The organism is Candidatus Electronema sp. PJ (assembly GCF_048287395.1).
Classification (GTDB): domain Bacteria; phylum Desulfobacterota; class Desulfobulbia; order Desulfobulbales; family Desulfobulbaceae; genus Electronema.
On the sequence record NZ_JBLWEO010000024.1, the window covers coordinates 85164 to 103086 of the forward strand.

General features: G+C 53.0%; 21 protein-coding genes. 19 read left to right on the forward strand and 2 right to left on the reverse strand.

The window, feature by feature from the left end:
• Positions 1–319 precede the first annotated feature (319 nt).
• The 9 genes from ACNKIB_RS03425 (at position 320) to ACNKIB_RS03465 (ending at position 6979) form a co-directional block, all read left to right on the forward strand.
• Positions 320–847, forward strand: a complete 528-nt coding sequence (locus ACNKIB_RS03425) for a DUF29 domain-containing protein (protein ID WP_417909146.1) — start codon at positions 320–322, stop codon at positions 845–847.
• Positions 848–2041, forward strand: a complete 1194-nt coding sequence (lpxB, locus tag ACNKIB_RS03430; protein ID WP_417909147.1) for a lipid-A-disaccharide synthase — start codon at positions 848–850, stop codon at positions 2039–2041.
• Between the two features lie 176 nt (positions 2042–2217).
• On the forward strand, positions 2218–2415 hold the full coding sequence (locus tag ACNKIB_RS03435; protein WP_417909148.1) for a hypothetical protein: 198 nt from the start codon (positions 2218–2220) through the stop codon (positions 2413–2415).
• Between the two features lie 9 nt (positions 2416–2424).
• The gene (locus tag ACNKIB_RS03440; protein WP_417909149.1) at positions 2425–3186 is read left to right on the forward strand and encodes an AAA family ATPase; all 762 of its coding nucleotides are present in this window, start codon (positions 2425–2427) and stop codon (positions 3184–3186) included.
• Positions 3187–3192: 6 nt separating this feature from the next.
• Positions 3193–4620: a tetratricopeptide repeat protein gene (locus ACNKIB_RS03445; protein WP_417909150.1), complete on the forward strand. Its 1428-nt coding sequence runs from the start codon at positions 3193–3195 to the stop codon at positions 4618–4620.
• Between the two features lie 120 nt (positions 4621–4740).
• Positions 4741–5589: a 3-deoxy-8-phosphooctulonate synthase gene (gene kdsA / locus ACNKIB_RS03450; RefSeq protein ID WP_417909151.1), complete on the forward strand. Its 849-nt coding sequence runs from the start codon at positions 4741–4743 to the stop codon at positions 5587–5589.
• Complete coding sequence (locus ACNKIB_RS03455; RefSeq protein ID WP_417909152.1) at positions 5582–6199, forward strand: KdsC family phosphatase; 618 nt, start codon at positions 5582–5584, stop codon at positions 6197–6199. The genes kdsA and ACNKIB_RS03455 overlap by 8 nt, the downstream gene beginning before the upstream one ends.
• Positions 6200–6211: 12 nt before the next feature.
• Positions 6212–6778 (forward strand): LPS export ABC transporter periplasmic protein LptC, encoded by a 567-nt coding sequence (gene lptC / locus ACNKIB_RS03460; protein ID WP_417909153.1) that lies wholly within the window; start codon positions 6212–6214, stop codon positions 6776–6778.
• A 75-nt stretch (positions 6779–6853) separates the two neighbouring features.
• Complete coding sequence (locus ACNKIB_RS03465) at positions 6854–6979, forward strand: hypothetical protein (RefSeq protein WP_417909154.1); 126 nt, start codon at positions 6854–6856, stop codon at positions 6977–6979.
• On the opposite strand, the gene ACNKIB_RS03470 is transcribed toward ACNKIB_RS03465, so the two are convergent.
• Positions 6941–7099 (reverse strand): hypothetical protein, encoded by a 159-nt coding sequence (locus ACNKIB_RS03470; RefSeq protein ID WP_417909155.1) that lies wholly within the window; start codon positions 7097–7099, stop codon positions 6941–6943. The genes ACNKIB_RS03465 and ACNKIB_RS03470 overlap by 39 nt on opposite strands.
• 102 nt (positions 7100–7201) lie before the next feature.
• Between ACNKIB_RS03470 and ACNKIB_RS03475 the strand changes: the two genes are divergently transcribed.
• The 10 genes from ACNKIB_RS03475 to ACNKIB_RS03520 all read left to right on the forward strand — a co-directional run bounded on the left by ACNKIB_RS03475 (position 7202) and on the right by ACNKIB_RS03520 (position 16798).
• Entirely contained in the window at positions 7202–8383 is a 1182-nt protein-coding gene (locus ACNKIB_RS03475; RefSeq protein WP_417909156.1) for an ABC transporter permease subunit, read from the forward strand.
• A 63-nt stretch (positions 8384–8446) separates the two neighbouring features.
• A complete protein-coding gene (locus ACNKIB_RS03480) occupies positions 8447–8764 on the forward strand; it encodes a CU044_2847 family protein (protein WP_417909157.1) in 318 nt (105 codons plus the stop codon).
• A 27-nt stretch (positions 8765–8791) separates the two neighbouring features.
• Entirely contained in the window at positions 8792–8989 is a 198-nt protein-coding gene (locus ACNKIB_RS03485) for a type II toxin-antitoxin system VapB family antitoxin (RefSeq protein ID WP_417909158.1), read from the forward strand.
• Positions 8990–9008: 19 nt separating this feature from the next.
• A complete protein-coding gene (locus tag ACNKIB_RS03490) occupies positions 9009–10733 on the forward strand; it encodes an SIR2 family protein (protein ID WP_417909159.1) in 1725 nt (574 codons plus the stop codon).
• On the forward strand, positions 10718–10876 hold the full coding sequence (locus tag ACNKIB_RS03495; RefSeq protein WP_417909160.1) for a hypothetical protein: 159 nt from the start codon (positions 10718–10720) through the stop codon (positions 10874–10876). Before ACNKIB_RS03490 ends, ACNKIB_RS03495 begins: the two co-directional genes overlap by 16 nt.
• Positions 10877–11019: 143 nt before the next feature.
• Positions 11020–14736 carry a HEAT repeat domain-containing protein gene (locus tag ACNKIB_RS03500; RefSeq protein ID WP_417909161.1) on the forward strand — a complete coding sequence of 1239 codons (3717 nt, stop codon included), beginning with the start codon at positions 11020–11022 and terminating at the stop codon, positions 14734–14736.
• Positions 14737–14813: 77 nt separating this feature from the next.
• Positions 14814–15050 carry a type II toxin-antitoxin system HicB family antitoxin gene (locus ACNKIB_RS03505; protein ID WP_417909162.1) on the forward strand — a complete coding sequence of 79 codons (237 nt, stop codon included), beginning with the start codon at positions 14814–14816 and terminating at the stop codon, positions 15048–15050.
• A complete protein-coding gene (locus tag ACNKIB_RS03510) occupies positions 15047–15280 on the forward strand; it encodes a type II toxin-antitoxin system HicA family toxin (protein ID WP_417909163.1) in 234 nt (77 codons plus the stop codon). Before ACNKIB_RS03505 ends, ACNKIB_RS03510 begins: the two co-directional genes overlap by 4 nt.
• Positions 15281–15338: 58 nt before the next feature.
• Positions 15339–16088, forward strand: a complete 750-nt coding sequence (locus ACNKIB_RS03515; RefSeq protein ID WP_417909199.1) for an ABC transporter ATP-binding protein — start codon at positions 15339–15341, stop codon at positions 16086–16088.
• Between the two features lie 131 nt (positions 16089–16219).
• Positions 16220–16798 carry a DUF4360 domain-containing protein gene (locus ACNKIB_RS03520; protein WP_417909164.1) on the forward strand — a complete coding sequence of 193 codons (579 nt, stop codon included), beginning with the start codon at positions 16220–16222 and terminating at the stop codon, positions 16796–16798.
• Between the two features lie 121 nt (positions 16799–16919).
• On the opposite strand, the gene ACNKIB_RS03525 is transcribed toward ACNKIB_RS03520, so the two are convergent.
• Entirely contained in the window at positions 16920–17825 is a 906-nt protein-coding gene (locus ACNKIB_RS03525; RefSeq protein WP_417909165.1) for a c-type heme family protein, read from the reverse strand.
• Positions 17826–17923: the final 98 nt, after the last annotated feature.

Genomic DNA, 17923 nt, shown 5'->3' on the forward strand with positions numbered 1-17923 from the left:
GTTGTACTCGGCCAGAACCTTCTCTTGCCGAGCAACAAAAGGTTCTGGCTTGGCCACCAAGAGTTGTCAGTAGCTTTTGGACGTTGCAATGGAGCATTTACATATTTGAATGCAGTATTCATACGTGTGAATACTCCTAACAAACGTCTGTCAGGAGCTTTTGGATATTGCCAAGCTGCTTACGGATGTACGAAAGCAGCATTTACATGTCTGAAAGCCCCATTCAGACGAGTAAATGGAGTATTCAGACATATAAATGCTCCTGGCGAACGTACAAAAGCTGCATTCAAACGAGTGAACGGAGCATTTACACGTGTGAATGTTCCAAGAAAACGTTGCAAAGCTGTTTGGGGAGATATTTGCGAGTATCAGCAACGAGCTGAACCCAGAACACGAGGAGCGCATCATGGAAGCAGTGCTTGATTACAAGAAAGATTTCTATTCGTGGCTGCTGAAGAATGCTGGCTTGCTGCGAGAAGGGAAATTGTGCGAGATTGATGCGGAAAATATCGCGGAGGAATTGGAAGCAATGGGCAGAAAAGAGCAGCGGGAACTCGTGAGTCGCTTGAGTGTGCTGATTGCGCATCTGCTGAAATGGCAACATCAGGCTGCGAGAAGGTCACGCAGCTGGAAAAACACGATTGCCAGCCAGCGCATGGACATCAACGAGCTGTTTGCCGACAGTCCCAGCCTGCGTTACGACCTTGAAGAAAAAATAGACCGGGCTTACAGCAAAGCGGTGCTGCTGGCCGAAGAGGAAACAGGGATTGATAAAAAGTTCTTCCCGCCAAGTTGTCCTTTTTCCTTCGCAGAACTGCTGAAAGAGGAGTTTTTTCCTGAATTATGAGTGGTCAATTTCCTTAAAAACATGCCTGGTTCCTCTCCGCACCTGATGATCATCGCTGGCGAAGCCTCTGGCGACATGCACGGCGCACGTTTGGTCGAAGCAATGCAGCGGTTGCAGCCTGGCTTGCGCTTTTCTGGCATTGGCGGCCAAGAGCTGGCCGCTGCGGGCGTGGAATTGCTTTTTGATGCCTCCAAGCTGGCCGTAGTTGGCCTCACTGAAGTTATCAGCCATCTCGGTGATATTCTTGCGGCCCGCCGCGCTATCATTCAGCGGATGCGCACCGACAAACCCGCCCTGCTGATTCTCATTGATTACCCGGATTTCAACCTGTTGCTCGCAGCCAAAGCGAAGCGGTTCGGCATTCCCGTCTTTTATTACATCAGTCCACAGGTTTGGGCCTGGCGCAGCGGGCGAGTCAAGAAGATTGGCAAGCTGACTGACCGGGTGGCTGTCATTTTGCCCTTTGAAAAAGAGTTTTACGCCCAACGCGGCGTGGAAGTGGAGTTTGTTGGTCATCCGCTGGCCGACTCTGTGCGCCGGGAAAACCTGCGCAGCAAAGAGGCCTTCTTGCTGGCGCATCAGTTGCAGGTCTCAGCAGAGACTCGGATCGTTGGCCTGTTGCCTGGCAGCCGCGCCAAAGAGATTCGCACCCTGCTGCCAGATTTTCTCGCGGCAGCCTGCTTGCTCGTTGAGCAGGATCAACAAAAAGACTGGCTCTTTCTGCTGCCGCAGGCTTCCACTATTTCCCATGAGTTGCTGCTGGAAAACGGCTTGGCCGACTGTCAGGACAAGATCAACGTCCGCGTTTTCCGCGACAACCGCTACGAACTGATGGCGGCTTGCGATGCGGTGCTTGCGGCCTCTGGCACCGTCACTTTGGAGCTGGCTATTCTCGGTATTCCGGCGGTTGCGGCCTATCGACTCTCGCCGCGCACCTACTGGTTGGCCCGTTTGCTGGTTCGCCATCTCCGCCATTTCTCTTTGGTCAACCTGATTGCCGAGCGCGAGGTCATTCCAGAGCTGTTGCAGGAGGCAGTCACCCCAGCAGCTCTGGCCGAACAGCTGCGCTTCATGCTGGATAACGCTGACCACCGCCAGGAAATCCTGCGCGGCTTGGCTGAAGTCACGACAAAGCTCGGCCCGCCCGGTTGCGCAGTAAGAGCAGCGGAGCTGGCGTTGGGGTGTATGAAATGATAAGTAGTCGGTGGCGAGAAAAGATTTCTCTTGAAAGCAGTAGCAGAGCTGTTTAAGCTGGAGTCCCTTTTTCCTTTTCTTTTTTAGCAGGAGAGAAAGCCTATGAGCGAGAATGTGTGGATTGCCTTGATCATTGCCTTGGCCCTTGTCGTGGTTTTTGGCATTGCGATCTTTTTTTGAAGGATAAACTCCAGTCAGGCAGCTTCAAGGTCAACAAAGACGGAGTTCAGGGAGGCGTGGCAACCCACGAACCGTTAGTGACCAAGATTGTCGGAACCAAGATCAAGGGGAACAACAACGAGCTGACTGCCTCAAACGGCGGACAAATTGAACAGACGGACATAGAAGGGAACAAAAATCAGCTTAAGAGCTGATTCATAGATATGCTGGCGAATTATACAAGGGAGCGCGAGGCGTTTAACCAGCTCTGGAAGCCTAACTGCCAAGAGCCAATTCTCCTTTTGCGCGGCAAATCCGGCTGCGGCAAGACCAGTTTGCTGCGCAGCTGCCGCAAAGCCGCACCCAACAGCATTTTTCCTGTTTTTGTCAATTGCAAGCAGGACGACATCAATGCCGCTGTGGTCTTCAACCTTGCCGCTGATCATGCGGGCCGTGAGAATTTGCCTGACTTCAGCCAATGTCTGCGGCAGCACAACGTGGAAATCCGCGACAACCAGATTGAAGGCAACAACAATCAGATCAATGTCGTTTTGGGGAGCGGCAGTGAGCAGGAACGGAAAGAACGGCTGGTTTGGCTGACTGATGCTTGGTTGCGTGACCTTAATCGGCTGAATCAGCCTTTACTCTTATCCGTCGATACCTACGAGAAAGCCGGTGCCGACTTGAAAAGCTGGTTGCACAGCCTCCTTGTCCGCTTGCCTCGTGCCTGTTCTCAGCTGCGCATTGTGTTAGCCGGGCAAGAAGTTCCCTCAACCAAGACCTGCGAGGAATGGGTAGATTTCTGCGCCGAGTTTGAGCTGAAAGGTGTGCCGGAAGCGGAGCATTGGCTGCCAGTGGTCAAAGAGCGGGGTTTCCGGGTGCCGGTAGAACCACCGCTGACCTTCCTTTCTGGCATCTGCTGCGCTCATGCGGGCCATCCGGCCAAGATACTGGAAGTCATTGAAACCTTTCCCCGCCTGACCTGAATCCGCATGTCTGAATATCAAACCATTCTCGCCCAGCTGCAAGCCTGCGAAAACCAGGATGAGCGTGACCGGCTCTCACTGAATTTCAGTCTTTCCCAGCTGCCAGAGCAGATGCAGGCTGCTGTACAGGCTGCTGCCGTGCCGCGTTTCTTCGACCGAGCCTTTCTCAACGCTCTGCTTGAGCAGCCACTTGATGCAGAGCAGTTTGTCGAACTCACCGGCTTTTCGTATATCGAGCCGTATCCTGGCAAAGACCGCTTCAATGTCCACGAACGCACCCGCAAGCTGCTACAGGAAAAGCTCTGGCAGGAAGATGAGACGTTATACCGGGAAATCTCCCGCCGCGCCTTTGCGTATTGCGCAAAGCAAGATCAGGACGACACGACGTGGCGGATTGAGACGGTGTATCATCAGCTTGTGGCCGAGCCGGAAGAGGGAGCGATTGAGCTGAACGACACCTGTGCTGTCTGGATGAACCCGCCGTATTTTGCCAACAACAAGGCCGAAAGTCTGCTCTTAGCTGCGCGGGAACACATGGAGCTGAAGCGGCTCTTGGAGAAGGCGGCGCAGTTCTTTTGGCTCAATCAAGCAAATGTAGATATCCGTTATAGTCGCTATCACGAGGCAAAAGAGGCATTACGGCAGATGGATGTGGCTGTCAGCAAAGATGATAGACACCTGTTGGTCAACCGTCTTGAATGTTTGGGCGATGCGCATTACTTCTTGTCAGAAGTCATCGAAGCGCAGCAGTGTTTCGAGGAAGCCCTACAGCTACGCAAGGAAAATGGCAAATCCTTGCAAAAGGCCAACTGTCTTTCTTCTCTTGGAGATGTGCATAGAGTTCTTTTCAACTTCAAGCAAGCCCGCCGATATTACGACAAATCATTGCAGCTATCTCTGCATGATCAACTAACTACAGCAAACAATCTTTTTGGGATTGGAGAAGTTCTTCTGCGTCTGTCCAAATACAAGCAATCTCGCTCTTACTTCAGGCGTGCGCTGAAGTTGTACAAAAAAATAGGCGAACGAATTGGTGAGGCGAACTGTATTCGATCTCTTGGCGAGGCGCATCTTGCTTGCTCTGAATTCCCGGAAGCGCAACAGCTCGTTGAAGAAGCCTTGCAGCTCTACCGGAAGATAGATGATCAGATCGGCAAGGCCAATTGTTTTCAAGCATTCGGCGAGTTGTTCGTCAAGACCGGTGATTTCATTGCTGCCAAGCAGTATTATGAGCAGGCATTGGCTTTGGCTGAACATCTCCCTCTCCCGGACGACATTGCCGAATGCTGGGAAGGCTTTGCCAAACTGCATCAGGCGCAACAGCAGCTTCCTCAGGCAGAGGAATGCTGGCGCAAGGCAGCAGAGATATATCGCAACCTCGCTATGCCCCTGCGGGAAAAGCATTGCTTGGAGCAAATCAAGCCGCAGCCATAATTCAGGCTAATTTTTCCAGGCCGCTCCCACGCTTGCCTGCGCTGCACAAACGCTGTATAGTATTTTGTTGTTGCGTCCTAGATTGATAAGTCCTGTCCTTTCACACTCTCTCCGCATCTGATGAAAACCGTTGAAATAAGCACGCCCTCTGGCGGCAAGGCCATTCAAGTCGGCCCTGGCCAGCCGCTGGTGCTGTTGGCTGGCCCCTGTGCTTTGGAGTCTGGCGATCTCTGTTGGAAAATCGCTTGGGAGATGAAGGCCATTTGCGAACGCTTGGACATCTCTTACGTGTTCAAGACTTCCTTTGACAAGGCCAACCGCACGTCACTCAACGCCTTCCGTGGCCCTGGCTTGAAGAAAGGGATGCGCCAGCTCTGCCGGATCCGTCAGGAAATCGGTGTGCCCGTGGTTTCAGACGTGCATGAAACCAGTCAGATCGACATGGCCATGGAATGTTTGGACATCATCCAGATTCCTGCCTTCCTCTGCCGTCAAACTGACCTGCTCACTGCCGCAGCCAAGTCAGGCCGGGTGGTTAATCTGAAGAAAGGGCAGTTTCTCTCGCCTTGGGACATGAAACACGCCGTGGAAAAGGTGCGCGCCGCTGGCAGCGAGCGCATTCTCCTCACTGAGCGCGGGGCTTGCTTTGGCTATAACAACTTGGTGGTCGATATGCGCTCCTTGCCCGTGATGCGCTCCTTTGGTTGCCCGGTGATTTTCGACGCAACACATTCTGTCCAGCTACCTGGCGGCATGGGCGGCAGCTCTGGCGGCCAGCGCAAGTTCATCCCCACCTTAACCAGAGCGGCAATGGCAGTTGGTATCGACGGTCTCTTCATGGAAGTGCATCCTGAACCGGAAAAAGCCCTCTGTGACGGCCCCAACAGCATCCCTTTAGACAAAGTAGAGCCGCTGCTTCGGCAGCTCTTGGAAATCCGCAAGGCTGTGAGCAAGTTTACCAATGAGTAAAGAGACGCAGTATTCAGATTGCGGCTTAACGCAGGTGTTGCGCGAGCGGGCAGCAGAGCGTGAAAAGCTGGTTGAACGCAGCGCAGCCTGGAAAGCAGCCCTTATCAAGGCGAAAAAGGTCGAGTTGCTGCTGCTTGACGTGGATGGCGTGTTGACTGACGGCACCGTTTTCTACACGCCAGAGGCTGGTGAGATCAAAGGCTTCAATACCCAGGACGGTTTCGGCTTGCGTATCCTCCAAGAAGCTGGTGTCGCGGTAGGTCTCATCACCGCCCGCAACTCTGAAGCGGTGAGTAAGCGAGCCAGAGATTTGAAGATCAAACATATTTACGCAGGCAGCACCGATAAAGCCGCTGCGTATGCAGAGATTCTCGGCAAAACTGCACTCTGGCCGGAACAGACCGCCTATATGGGCGACGATTGGCTGGATCTGCCCGTGTTGATCAAGGTTGGCTGCGCTTTTGCTCCGGCTAACGCCGCGCCAGAGGTGCGGCAACGGGTAGATTACGTGACTGAACGCAGCGGCGGCCAAGGTGCAGTGCGGGAAGCCTGCGAATTGATCTTGGAAGCCAAAGGCCTACTGGCCGCCATCCTGAAAAAGCATCTTTAGCAACAGATTCCTATGCAGGGTAGCCTTCGTAACCTCCTCTGGATCATTCCCCTCGGCCTAATTGCCAGCAAACCACTCTGGCAGCAGCCAGTCGCAGACTTCCTCAAGCCGCGTGGCGGCTATGATGCCGCCGCAGCCAAGGCTTATACCCAGGAAGCGCAGGATTTCGTCATGGAGGATGTTGTCCTCACCTTCAACAACAAGGGCGAGTTGACCTGGACAGTCAAGGCCGAGCAAGCCCGAACCGGCAAAACAGACCGCGAGATCGAAATGACCGCAGTTCAGGCCGTGTACAGCAAAAAAGGCGACGATCCTATCACCGTAACCAGCCGTACTGGCAGATATCAGATGGATGAAAAGTATCTGACTCTGACCAAAGATGTGGTGTTGGTTAAACCTGTCCAGCAAGAGGAGCTGCATACCGAGCTGCTGCATTACGACGATCTGACCAAAAAGCTCGTCAGCCCAGAAAAGGTGCGGATCAAAGGGCCGAACTTCAAGCTCCAGGGCGGCAAAATGGATTATGACGTTTCCAGCAAGGCGTATGACTTTGGCGGACGGGTGCATGTGGTGATGTAGTTTCTTTTGTTGCGGTATTTTTTGCATTTCCCTGAATTAAGGCTCCTTTCTTGCTCGCTGAGAAAGCAGTTCGGCTTGGCCAAAGAGGAGTTTTGCCGACTAGGAAAGGAGTTGTACTCGGCAGCAAAGGAGTTTTGGTCGGCAGAAGAGGAGTCTGGCCGATTACCAAAGGAGTTTTGCTCGCTCAGAAAGGAGTTTTAGTCGGCCAAACTCCTTTCCTAGTCGGCAAGAAAGCAGTTTTGCCAAGCCAAACTCCTCTTCTGCCGAGTACAACTCCTTGGCAAACGAGTAGGACTCTTCTCTTGCGTATTTGATCGCCATCTCTCTCTGGGCAACAGCTTGACTTTTTACCTGTGTCAGGTAACATTCAGCATTGATATTCAAATGTTTCCCTGATGACAGCTTGTCTATGACCCTACTGCCATGCCCTTCCTCCCTCTGCTGAAAAAAGCCGCCTTTACTGCCCTCTGGTTTGCCTTTCTCACCTTGCCAATGGTAGTCATCAAGGTGAATCCCTCAGCCCAGAGCATCATCTGGCGTTGGCAGAATGTCTTGTACGCTGCCGCAGTTGGTTTTCTTGGCTCTTTGCTCAGAGATGCAGCAAGAGCGATCAAGAGAAAGAAGAGGCAAGCCGCTGTTCCCCAAGAACGGCAGCAGTTTTTTGCCCGACTGAATTTCCGGCTGCCTGTTTTTGCCATGTTCCTGCTGGTACTATGCCTCTTCCCTCGGTTTGTTTCCTCCTATCAGGTCAGTATCATGATTACGGCCCTGCTCTACGTAATGCTAGGCCTGGGCTTAAACATTGTGGTCGGCATGGCTGGGCTGCTTGACCTGGGTTATGTGGCTTTTTACGCGGTTGGGGCCTATTCCTACGCCCTGCTCAACCTCCATTACGGCATTGGCTTCTGGCTGGCCCTACCTATCGGCGGTTTGCTGGCCGCAGGATTCGGTATCCTCCTCGGTTTTCCCGTGTTGCGGCTGCGCGGTGACTATCTGGCCATCGTTACCCTTGGTTTTGGCGAAATCATCCGCCTTGTCCTGGAGAACTGGACAGAGTTTTCCCAAGGCCCCAGCGGTATTTCCGGCATTCCTAGGCCTGGTCTCTTCGGAATAAAGCTGTCGCTTGAGCAATCGGTCATCTATCTCTATTACGTAATGCTTGTGATGGTCGTTTTGACTGTTTTTGCCACCAGTCGCCTGCAACACTCCCGCATTGGCAGGGCTTGGGCCGCCTTACGCGAGGATGAAACTGCCTGCCGAGCCATGGGTATCGACAAAACAAAGATCAAGCTGGCGGCTTTTGCCTCTGGTGCCTTCTGGGCGGGCATGGCTGGGGTGCTTTTCGCGGCTAAGACCACCTTTGTCAACCCTGCCTCGTTCACCTTTATGGAATCAGCCATCATCCTTTGTATTGTGGTGCTGGGCGGCATGGGTTCAATCCCCGGCGTGATCATCGCTGCCCTGACCCTGATTCTCCTGCCCGAATACCTGCGCGCCTTGGCGGACTACCGGATGCTGGTCTTTGGCGCAGCTCTCGTGCTGATGATGGTCTTTCGGCCTGGCGGGCTGTTTCCCGCAGCAAGAATGCGCAGACAGAAGGGCTGATGATGGAGTCTGTTTGCTTTTCCGCAGCATAAATTTTTTCATTTTCAGAGAGGAGATTACGCCATGCCAAATCAGCTTATTAAACTCCAGGAGGGTCTGCTTGTCGAGGTGGAGGTACCGCCCGATCAAGTGCAGCGAATTGCCGGCGGGTTGCCAGAACAGGTGGACGAGTCGATCAATGCTGTCCACACCTTGCTGCTCAACGCCTGCCGTCCGATGGTTTCAGTCTGGAATGAGCTGAACAAAGAAATGTCAATCAGCAGTGCCGAGGTTGAGCTGCAGCTTGGCTTTTCCGCCCAAGGTTCGGTCTTTTTAGCCAAGGCGAGTGGCAGTGCCAATCTCAAGGTGAAGATCTCCATCTCGCCTAAGGCAGAAAGCTGAAGAACTCAGAAGTTAGGGAGGGTAAAAATGGCCTCAAATCTTGCGATAGATATGGAGCTGCTGGAAGAAGCACGTGAACTCAGCCAGCTTAAAACGAAAAAAGATACCGTCAATTTGGCGTTGAAAGAATTCGTAAACCGCCGCCGACAGCTCGAATTGACAAAACTCTTCGGGACAATGGATGCTGACCAAGGTTATGATTACAAGAAGGAAAAATTCCGCTGAAAACAGGAGATAATTTTTTATGGCCATCGAAAAGGATGCCGTTTTCCTCCTGACCAGCACCGACAGCGGCAAGAAAGCCTTCGGCACCGGTTTTGCTGTGGCCTGCAAGGAGGGCAAACTGTATCTGCTGACTTGCGCCCATGTGCTTGAGCAGCTTGGCGGCAGAGTTGTCGCCAGCGGAGCCGATGCCGTCCCGCATGAAGCGGCGATTGAGGCGGCTGGCTCATCCAACACGGTTGATCTTGCCTTGTTGAGCATCCGTCATGACGGCATCGCGCTGCCGCTGCTCAATCAGCTAGCAAAAGGAAAGCCGGACATGCCGTTTCAGATTCTCGGCTACGGCCCGCATCTCGGAGCCAGAGAAAATTATGTGCTCCGTGACATTCAAGGCCGGTTGGGCAAGCCGATTTCCTTTAAAGCTGTCGGCAGCAAAAGCATTGAGGCGTGGGACATTCATGTTGATGACGATGAGTTCTCCAAACTCCAAGGCGGCTACAGCGGCTCTCCGCTGTGCGATACCGCAGGAAGGCTGCTTGCTGTTGTCAGTCACAATGCTGATCCTGCTGCCGGGCAGCGCGGCCATGCGGTTGCCGTAGCCAATCTGCAAGTCATCTTCCCGGCAATCGAGGAGATCATGCCCTCTTTTGCCGGTCTATCTGAAGAACATCTTGATCCGGCGGCCCGCATCAATCAGGCGATGATGCAGCTTTCTGGCCGCGCCTTTGAAATTTGCTCTGTTTTTCCCGCCATTGGTTTGGAGCTGGAACGGATGCGGAAGGAGGGTATCAGCGAGGACGATGAGGAAATTTTTGCTGAGATCAACGGCTTTGCTGCACGGACGATTGCTGCCGAAGCCTTTATTTTCTTCTTCAGCAATCTGGACAACAGAAGGAAAGCCGCTGCAAGCCGTCCTGATTACACAAAGCTCGCCGGGCAGCTGCAAAATGGTCAGGTCATCCTCTGTCTTGGGCAGGAGCTGTCGCATCTGCTTGGCGCAGAGCTGCCGTCAACAGAGGCGATCAAGCAGCATCTCAGTCAAAACGGTTTTCATGGCCCTTTGTCAGAACTTTGCGAGCAGAAAGAGCTGGCCTTGAACAGCAGCCGCGCTGATCTGGTCAATGACATCCGCGCCCTGTTCAAAGCAGACCAAAAAAAATCTCCGGTCGCGCTGCACGAGCTGCTGGCCAATCTGAAGAATCCCTTTTTAGTCATCTCGACCGCCTATGATGACCTGCTGGAGCAGAGTCTGCGCGGCAGGCGGAAATTTGCCGTGATTCATCCGAACATGGAAGACAAACGATGCCTGCTGCGCTGTTCCGATCAAAAGGATGTCTTCTGCACCCCGGAAGAACTGTCCAGCTTCAGCCTAATGGAAAGCGGCTATGCGGTTATTTATCAACTCCGGGGCGGCATTTTCAATGACAAAGGCCATCTCCTCCTGTCGGAACGCGATTATTTCACCTTCACCCGCTTCATGCAGCAGCAGTTTCCTGACTATATCGGCAGCAAACTGAAAAATTCGCTCCATTCACTCTGGTTTCTTGGCCATCACCCGGAAAGCTGGGAAGAACGCCTGCTGATCAAGTCGCTTCAGGAGCTGCGGCACGACCGTGCGCCGTCGCTGGCGATTCAGGAGGGCGGCTCTTCGTTTGCGCAATCGTTCTGGCAGGATAGAAAAGTGAAGGTCTATGATTGCCCGCTCAAGGACTTCGTGCAGGAACTTGCTTTGTGCACAGCGGATTGAGCATTTTTGATGTTTCGGATGCCACAATCGCGCTGAAAAACGTCTTATTTGGAACAGAAAACGTGGCATTCGCGATTCAAAACGTCTCGTTTGACGCTGGCAACGACGTGTTTGCAGCAGCGAATGCCTCATTCGCAGCGTGAAACGTGGCATTCGCAACAGCGAATGCCTCGTTTGAAGCGTGAAACGTGGCGTTTGAAACAATGAATGAGGCATTTTAAACAGCGAATGCCTCGTTTGAAGCGTGAAACGCGGCATTCGCAGCATGAACTGAACAGGCGGAATCATGAACAATCTTTCGGCAGCTTGCTTGGAACCCTACATCGGCCTGAAACCGTTCACCGAGCAGGAGAAAGACCGCTTTTTTGGCCGCGACCGCGAGACAAGCATTCTGTTGGATAAAATCCGCGCCAACCGCTTGACTTTACTGCTGGCGGCCAGCGGCGTTGGCAAAAGCTCGCTGCTGCAAGCAGGCATAATGCCGACGTTTCGTGCGGACGGCCATGCGGAACTGATCTATCACAACAGCTGGGCTGCCGAGCCGGGCGCGGCACTCAGGCAGAGCATCCTGAATCATTACGCCAAACGGCCCGGCCTGAGCGGCTTTGGCGGCGATTTCACCCAGCTTTCCCTGAAAGACACCTTGCTGGCCTGCACCCTCTTCGGCAGCGGCCAGCAGATTCTGCTGCTTGATCAATTTGAAGAGTTTTTCAACTATCAGCGGTTCCAAAAGGGCTTCAAAACGTTTGTCGAAGAGCTGAGTGCGGCTGTTCTTGACCGCAGCCTTCCGGCCTGCTTTGTTTTTTCGATGCGGGAGGACTTCGCCCTTGAACTCAATGCCTTCAAGCCCTTTCTGCCCGGCGTGTTTGACAACTATTTCCGCTTGGAGAAGCTGACCCGCGACCAAGCGCGGCTGGCGATTGAGCAGCCGCTAAAGCAAATTGGCTGGAGCTTCGCGCCAAAGCAGGACAGCAACGAAGGATTGCTGGAGCAGGTGCTGGATGATCTTGCCAAGCGCGAGCAGGAGCGGCAGTTCGGCGTGCAGGAGCTGCTTGCGCTGCAAGAACTGCCGCTTTTGGTGGAGCCGCCGCATTTGCAGATTGTCTGTCAAGAATTGTGGCGGCATCACCGAGATGAGGCAGATAAGCTGTTGTGGCTGTATCACCGGGGTGAGGCGGAGGTGGTCAAGCAGATTACTCATGCGGCGTATCAAGAATCGGGGCGGGCTAAAGGTATTTTAGAAACCTACTTTCTCCGCAAGATTGGCCAATTCAATAAAAAGGAGCAGGTGCTTGCCTCAGCCGCTTTTGATCATCTCGTTGGGCAACGGGCCACCAAAGTGGCGCATCCGCTGGAGCGATTGGCTGAATTGACCCGCTCTGATGCCAATGCGCTGAAGCTGATGCTGGACAAACTCCAAGATTGCGCGGTGCTGCGCCGCCAAAAGCGCGGTGAAGAGTTCTGGTATGAGCTGTATCACGACATTTTTTCTGAATCCATTGACAAATGGAACCGGGAGTTCAAGCATCAGCAAAGGGTGAAGCGGCTGATCGTGGGAACGGCTGTGGTGCTGATTGCTGGCGGTGTTCTTTTTGCGGGTAACAACTGGCGGGCGAATTATTATGGCCGGTATTTGCAGCTCAGTCCAAAGGAAAGCATTTCTGATCGGATCGAAGTGTATAAAGGAGCGATGGCAGGCCGGGATATATTTCATCAGCGGCGGTTTATTCATGAAATGCCTTTTACCATCAAAGAACTTGAAGCAGGCAGAAAGTTTGACCTGATAATAATTGAGAGGAAAGGTGAAATTCAGTCCGATGTGATCGAAAGAATACCGATGGCAGAACGCATTCCCTTCTATATAGAGGCTGGACTGTATGAAAAATTGCATGAGTTGGCTAATAATGTTTTTGAAGAGAACAAGCTGGATTATGTCAAGGATTTCCCTGCGCAGCTTGCACGGTTGCGGACAAAGAAGAGTGTTGACCTTCTGCTACGGACAGCCGCGAATAAGAAGACGGGAGTCGTGGTTCCTCTTGCGCAGTTAGGCGAGAAATCCATCCTCATCGGATTCCTCTCGGATGCGGATGATTCCGTGCGGCAGGCTGCTGCTGAAGCACTCGGCAACTTAGGCGACCGCTCAGTTGTGCCTGAACTCGTCAAGTGCCTCACGGATGAGCATATGTTCGTCCGTGAGGCTGCTGTAGAAGCACTCAGCAACTTAGGCGACCGCTCCGTTGCGCCTGAATTTGTCAAGCTCCTCGCGGATGAGGACGAGAACGTACGGCAGAAGGCTGCTGAAGCACTCGTCCATATAAGCAACAGCTCAATTGCGCCTAAACTTATCGAGTTCCTCGCGAATGAGAACGAAAACGTGTGGCAGAAGGCGGCGGAAATACTCGGCCAGATAGGCGACAACTCAATCACGCCTGAACTCATCAAAATTCTTGCAGACAAGAATGAGAATGTGCGGGCGTTTGCTGCTAAAGCACTCGGCAAGCTAGGCGACCGCTCAATCACGCCTGAACTCGTTAAGCTTCTTACGGATAAGGATGGGGCCGTGCGGATAAGGGCTGCGGAAGCACTCGGCAATCTGGGCGACAGCTCTGTCGCACCTGATCTTGTCAAGCTCCTCGCGGATGAGAATGATAATGTACGGATGTTTGCTGCCGAAGCACTCGGTAAGCTTGGCAATAGCTCATTCACGCCTGAATTTATTAAAATCCTCGCGGATAACAATGCGAACGTGCGGTACTCTGCTGCATCTGCACTAGTCAAGTGGAACGGCAGTTCATTTGCATTGAAACTCCTCGCGGATAAGGATTCAGAAGTTCGGCGGTCTGCTGCTATAGCACTCGGCGACTTAGGTGACCGCTCCGTCGTCCCTGAGATCGTCAAGCTCCTCTCGGATCGGGATTCAGACGTGCGGCAGTCTGCTGCATACGCGCTCGGCAAGCTTGGTGACCGCTCCGTCGTCCCTGAGATCGTCAAGCTCTTCTCGGATGGGGATTCGGACGTGCGGCGGTCTGCTGCTATAGCACTCGGCGACTTAGGTGACCGCTCCGTCGCCCCTGAGATCGTCAAGCTCCTCTCGGATGGGGATGAGTTCGTGCGGATTTCTGCTGCGACAGTACTCAGCAGTATGGGTGACCCCTCCGTTGCTCCTGAACTTGTCAAACTCCTCGCAGATAAAAATGCGAACATGCGGCAGGTGGCTGTTGAAATATTCGGTAAACAGGGTGACCCCTCCGTCGTCCCTGAACTTGTCAAACTCCTCGCAGATAAAAATGCGAACATGCGGCGGGTGGCTGCTGAAATACTCGGTAAACTGGGTGACCCCTCCGTCGTCCCTGAACTTGTCAAACTCCTCGCAGATAAAAATGCGAACATGCGGCAGGTGGCTGCTGAAGCACTCGGCAAACTGAAGACGGCGGCACCGATTTCCAAGCCCGCTCTCGCTGATGTGGAAGAGAAGCTGCATCAACTCGAAAACGACAAAGCCACTTGGCGGGCGCAGCGCGACCAGCGGGACACCGCTAAACGCAGCGATGACAGCAGCAAGCTCGAAGATGATGTGCATTGGCAGCTTCGTGAATATCGGATCGGCAACACCCTAGCCAGCATCGACCCGGAAAAGCGCGGGATTGAAATGCTCAAACATCCGCTGCATCACGTCCGGCAAGGGGCTGTCCGCGCCTTGGCAGGCAAGGCCGACGCTGACCTGATCGACAAAATCATCCGAGCGCACCAAAAATTCGACCCGGAAGAGCTGCCTTCGCCTTTCCCCTACACCGCCTTCCAAGCCATTGACCTCGCCCTGTGGAATCTGGAATACACCGGCACAGCGACTGATCTGGCCAAGCTGAAAGATATCCTCAAAACCGTTCCAGAAAAAAGCAATATTCCCGGCCAAGACGGGGCAATTCAAGAACGGCTGGAGTGGACGATTGAGCGGCTAGAGGAAAAGGCTGCGAAGGACACTGGGACGGCGGCGGTTAAGTGACCGCTTGTTCTGGCTCCGGCAGCCTTTTCATGTTAGCATGTCGCTGTCCGAGCGAATTAGAAGAAAAGACAGCAGCGATGAAATCCATTCAACAGGAGAATAAAACAATGAAGCTCAAAGTCGTTCTGGAACAGGGGATGGACGGTTTTATAGTCGCCTTCTGCCCGGCATTGAAAGGATGCGTCACGCAAGGACGGACGGAGCAGGAAGCAATTGCAAATTTGAAGGAAGCGATAGAGCTGTATCTTGAAGCCGATCCGCATGATCTTATGTTGCCGCCAGATAAATACAAGATCTGCGAGGTGGCTGTATGAGTCCAAAGCCCCTGCTGGTATCCGGGCGCAGGCTGGTCAAGTTGTTTCAGCAGCTTGGTTACGAAGAAACATCTCAACGCGGAAGTCATATCAAAATGAAGCACCATCGGACCGGTAGTGTTGTTATTATCCCTGACCATAAGGAATTAGACCGATGGACGTTGAAAACTATTCTTAAACAAGCTGAAATCTCTGATGAACAGTACAACCAGCTGCTTAAGCAAGGCTAAGTTGTTATCAAATAACCTCTGTGTAGAACAGTTCATCCTCGAAGTCAGCGGCCTGACCATGCAATTCGGTGGCATCCGCGCCTTGGACGGCCTTGACCTCTGCATCCGACAAGGCGAGATCACCGCCTTAATCGGCCCCAATGGCGCAGGCAAGACCACCTTTTTCAACTGCGTCACCGGCATCTACAAGCCGACTTCCGGCCAGATTCAGCTTCATCTACCCAACGGCAACAAAGCAGTGCTGCTGAACGGCCTGGCTCCGCACAAAGTGACGCAGGCTGGGCTGGCCCGCACCTTCCAGAACATCCGCCTTTTCCCGGAAATGACCGTGCTGGAAAACGTGATGATCGGACGGCATTGCCGAACTAACGCCGGGCTGCTCGGTGCAATTTTCCGTGATAGAAAGACCATGCAGGAGGAGAGAGAGACGGTGGCCCGCGCCTTTGCCCTGTTGGAGAAGACCGGGCTGGCTACTTCTGCGGACGAGCTGGCCAAGAATCTGCCCTACGGGGCACAGCGGAAGCTGGAGATTGCCCGCGCCTTGGCCACAGAGCCGCTAGTTCTCTTGCTGGATGAACCCGCAGCAGGCATGAATCCACAGGAGACCGTCGAGCTTGACCGCCTGATCTGCGAGATCAGAAATGAGGGCATTGCCATCCTCCTGATCGAGCACGACATGAAGCTGGTGATGAGCCTGTCTGATCATATCTTTGTCATGGATTATGGCAAGAAGATCGCCGAAGGCAAGCCAGAGGAGGTGCGCCGCAACACAGCAGTGATCCGGGCATATCTAGGGGAGGAGGAGTGATTGTACTATTTAAGGGAAAGTTACGCTTTTAGTTGACAAAAACTCGCATCAGTATTTATATGACTGCTATTCAACATCCAGTTCTGTGCTGGATGGCTATGAAAATCTTTTCCAGTACAAGGAGTGAAATTATGAAGGCCCTGAAAATTACGCTTGCGTCGGCCCTACTGGCATTTGCTGCAACCCAAGCTGCTGCCCAGCAAACCCCATATTTTAAAGCCCCTATGGATTTTGCGGGCACAGGCTGTCCAGCAGGTTCAATGACTGTTACCGGTGAAAACAGCCCTACCTTGACTGTGATGTTTGACAAGTACGATGCGGCTAAACCGCTCAGTAAAGCTCGCAGCCAAATGGAACGTACTTCCTGCAACTTTGCCGTACCTGTCCATGTCCCAGCTGGTTTTCAGGTCTCTACCCTGACTGCGGATTGGATGGGCTATGCTGAAGGTTCAGTTGAGCTGTTCCGCCGATATTTCTTTGCTGGCACGCCTATGCCTGGCAAAACATCACGTCCCTCTGGTAACTTTGTTGAACGCGATGAGAAACTCTATGGTACAGTGACCAACAGTCCTTGTGGCCGCGACGTACAACTGCGTATCAATAGTTCTGTAACAGCCAAAAGCAATCCAAGTTATATCGCCCTGGATACGATTGACCTCCAGACTAAACCGATGGTAATCTTCAAGCTGAACTGGCAAGCATGTCGATGAGCTGGAGCAATCAAGCGTAAGCTGATTTTTCTCACCTCGCTTTACTCTTGATCCAGCAAGCCCTTGCCTGCATTGGCAAGGGCTTTTCTTCTATCGCTGGTCCAGACAGCAGCAGTTTGCCTCACTTCCCGCCGTGGTTGTTGATCCGCTTGAACAGAATCACTAAGCTGCGTTTCAGCAGATTGACCGCATGATAGAGATGATCCAGCTCGTCATTGGATTCCGAGGGATTGGTATAGAGCAGCACGGTTTCCAACTTGCCCGCAGCTATGGCTTCAGCGTTGCGAGTCAGCTCAACAAGGCGCATAACTACCGAGCGGATAAAGAGAATATTCAGGATCAACGAGATAACCAGCAAGGCGATAGAATAGGGGTTGGCCAATGACTTCAGGACATCCCTAAGACCAACCGCTGGCACCGTAACACTGATCACGCCGCGCACCTGGCCGATCTTATACCCGAAGGCCTTTTCTTTGCCGTATTTTGTAATCACTGTTTGGGGCGCATCCTTTGGATCGCCGTGGCATTGCAGGCAGTTCTGCTCAACGAACAAGGGCTGGGCATAGCGGTATTTTCCCTCTTCGTACTTTTCGACAAACTCAAGAGCCTTGTCTGTCTGAAAACGGGCGATAGCTGCTGATTCAAAGGCATCCGGTGCATTTTCCTCTTTGCGATACTTGTCACTGGTCACGCGAAAAGTCGAGCGGGCCGATTCCCGCGTCATGATGAACGACAGTTCTCTGGTCGCCATGGCTGGGTTTTTGCCGTAAAAGGTAGTACCAGAGGTACTGCTCTGCTCGTCGAGGAAATCGTGAAAGCCTGGAGCCATTTTTTGCACCCAAACCATGCCACTCTGGGCGATCCATGAGCGGAAGGCCAACACTTGATCCGCTATGGCGTGGGCTTCATTGCGGGAAACCTGCTTGCGCAGAGAATTCAGGGTGGCCATAAAAGAGCCAGCCACCAGCAGCATCGTCAGAATGAACACCCCGAAAAATTTCAGCGGAATACTGAATCGTCTTCCCATCGCAACCCCCTTTTTTTTGTTGCTAGGATTTTAATAGACCTGAGACCTCACAGTTTTTGGCTCCATAAGAGAAGAGTTCAACTCGTTTGCCAAGGAGT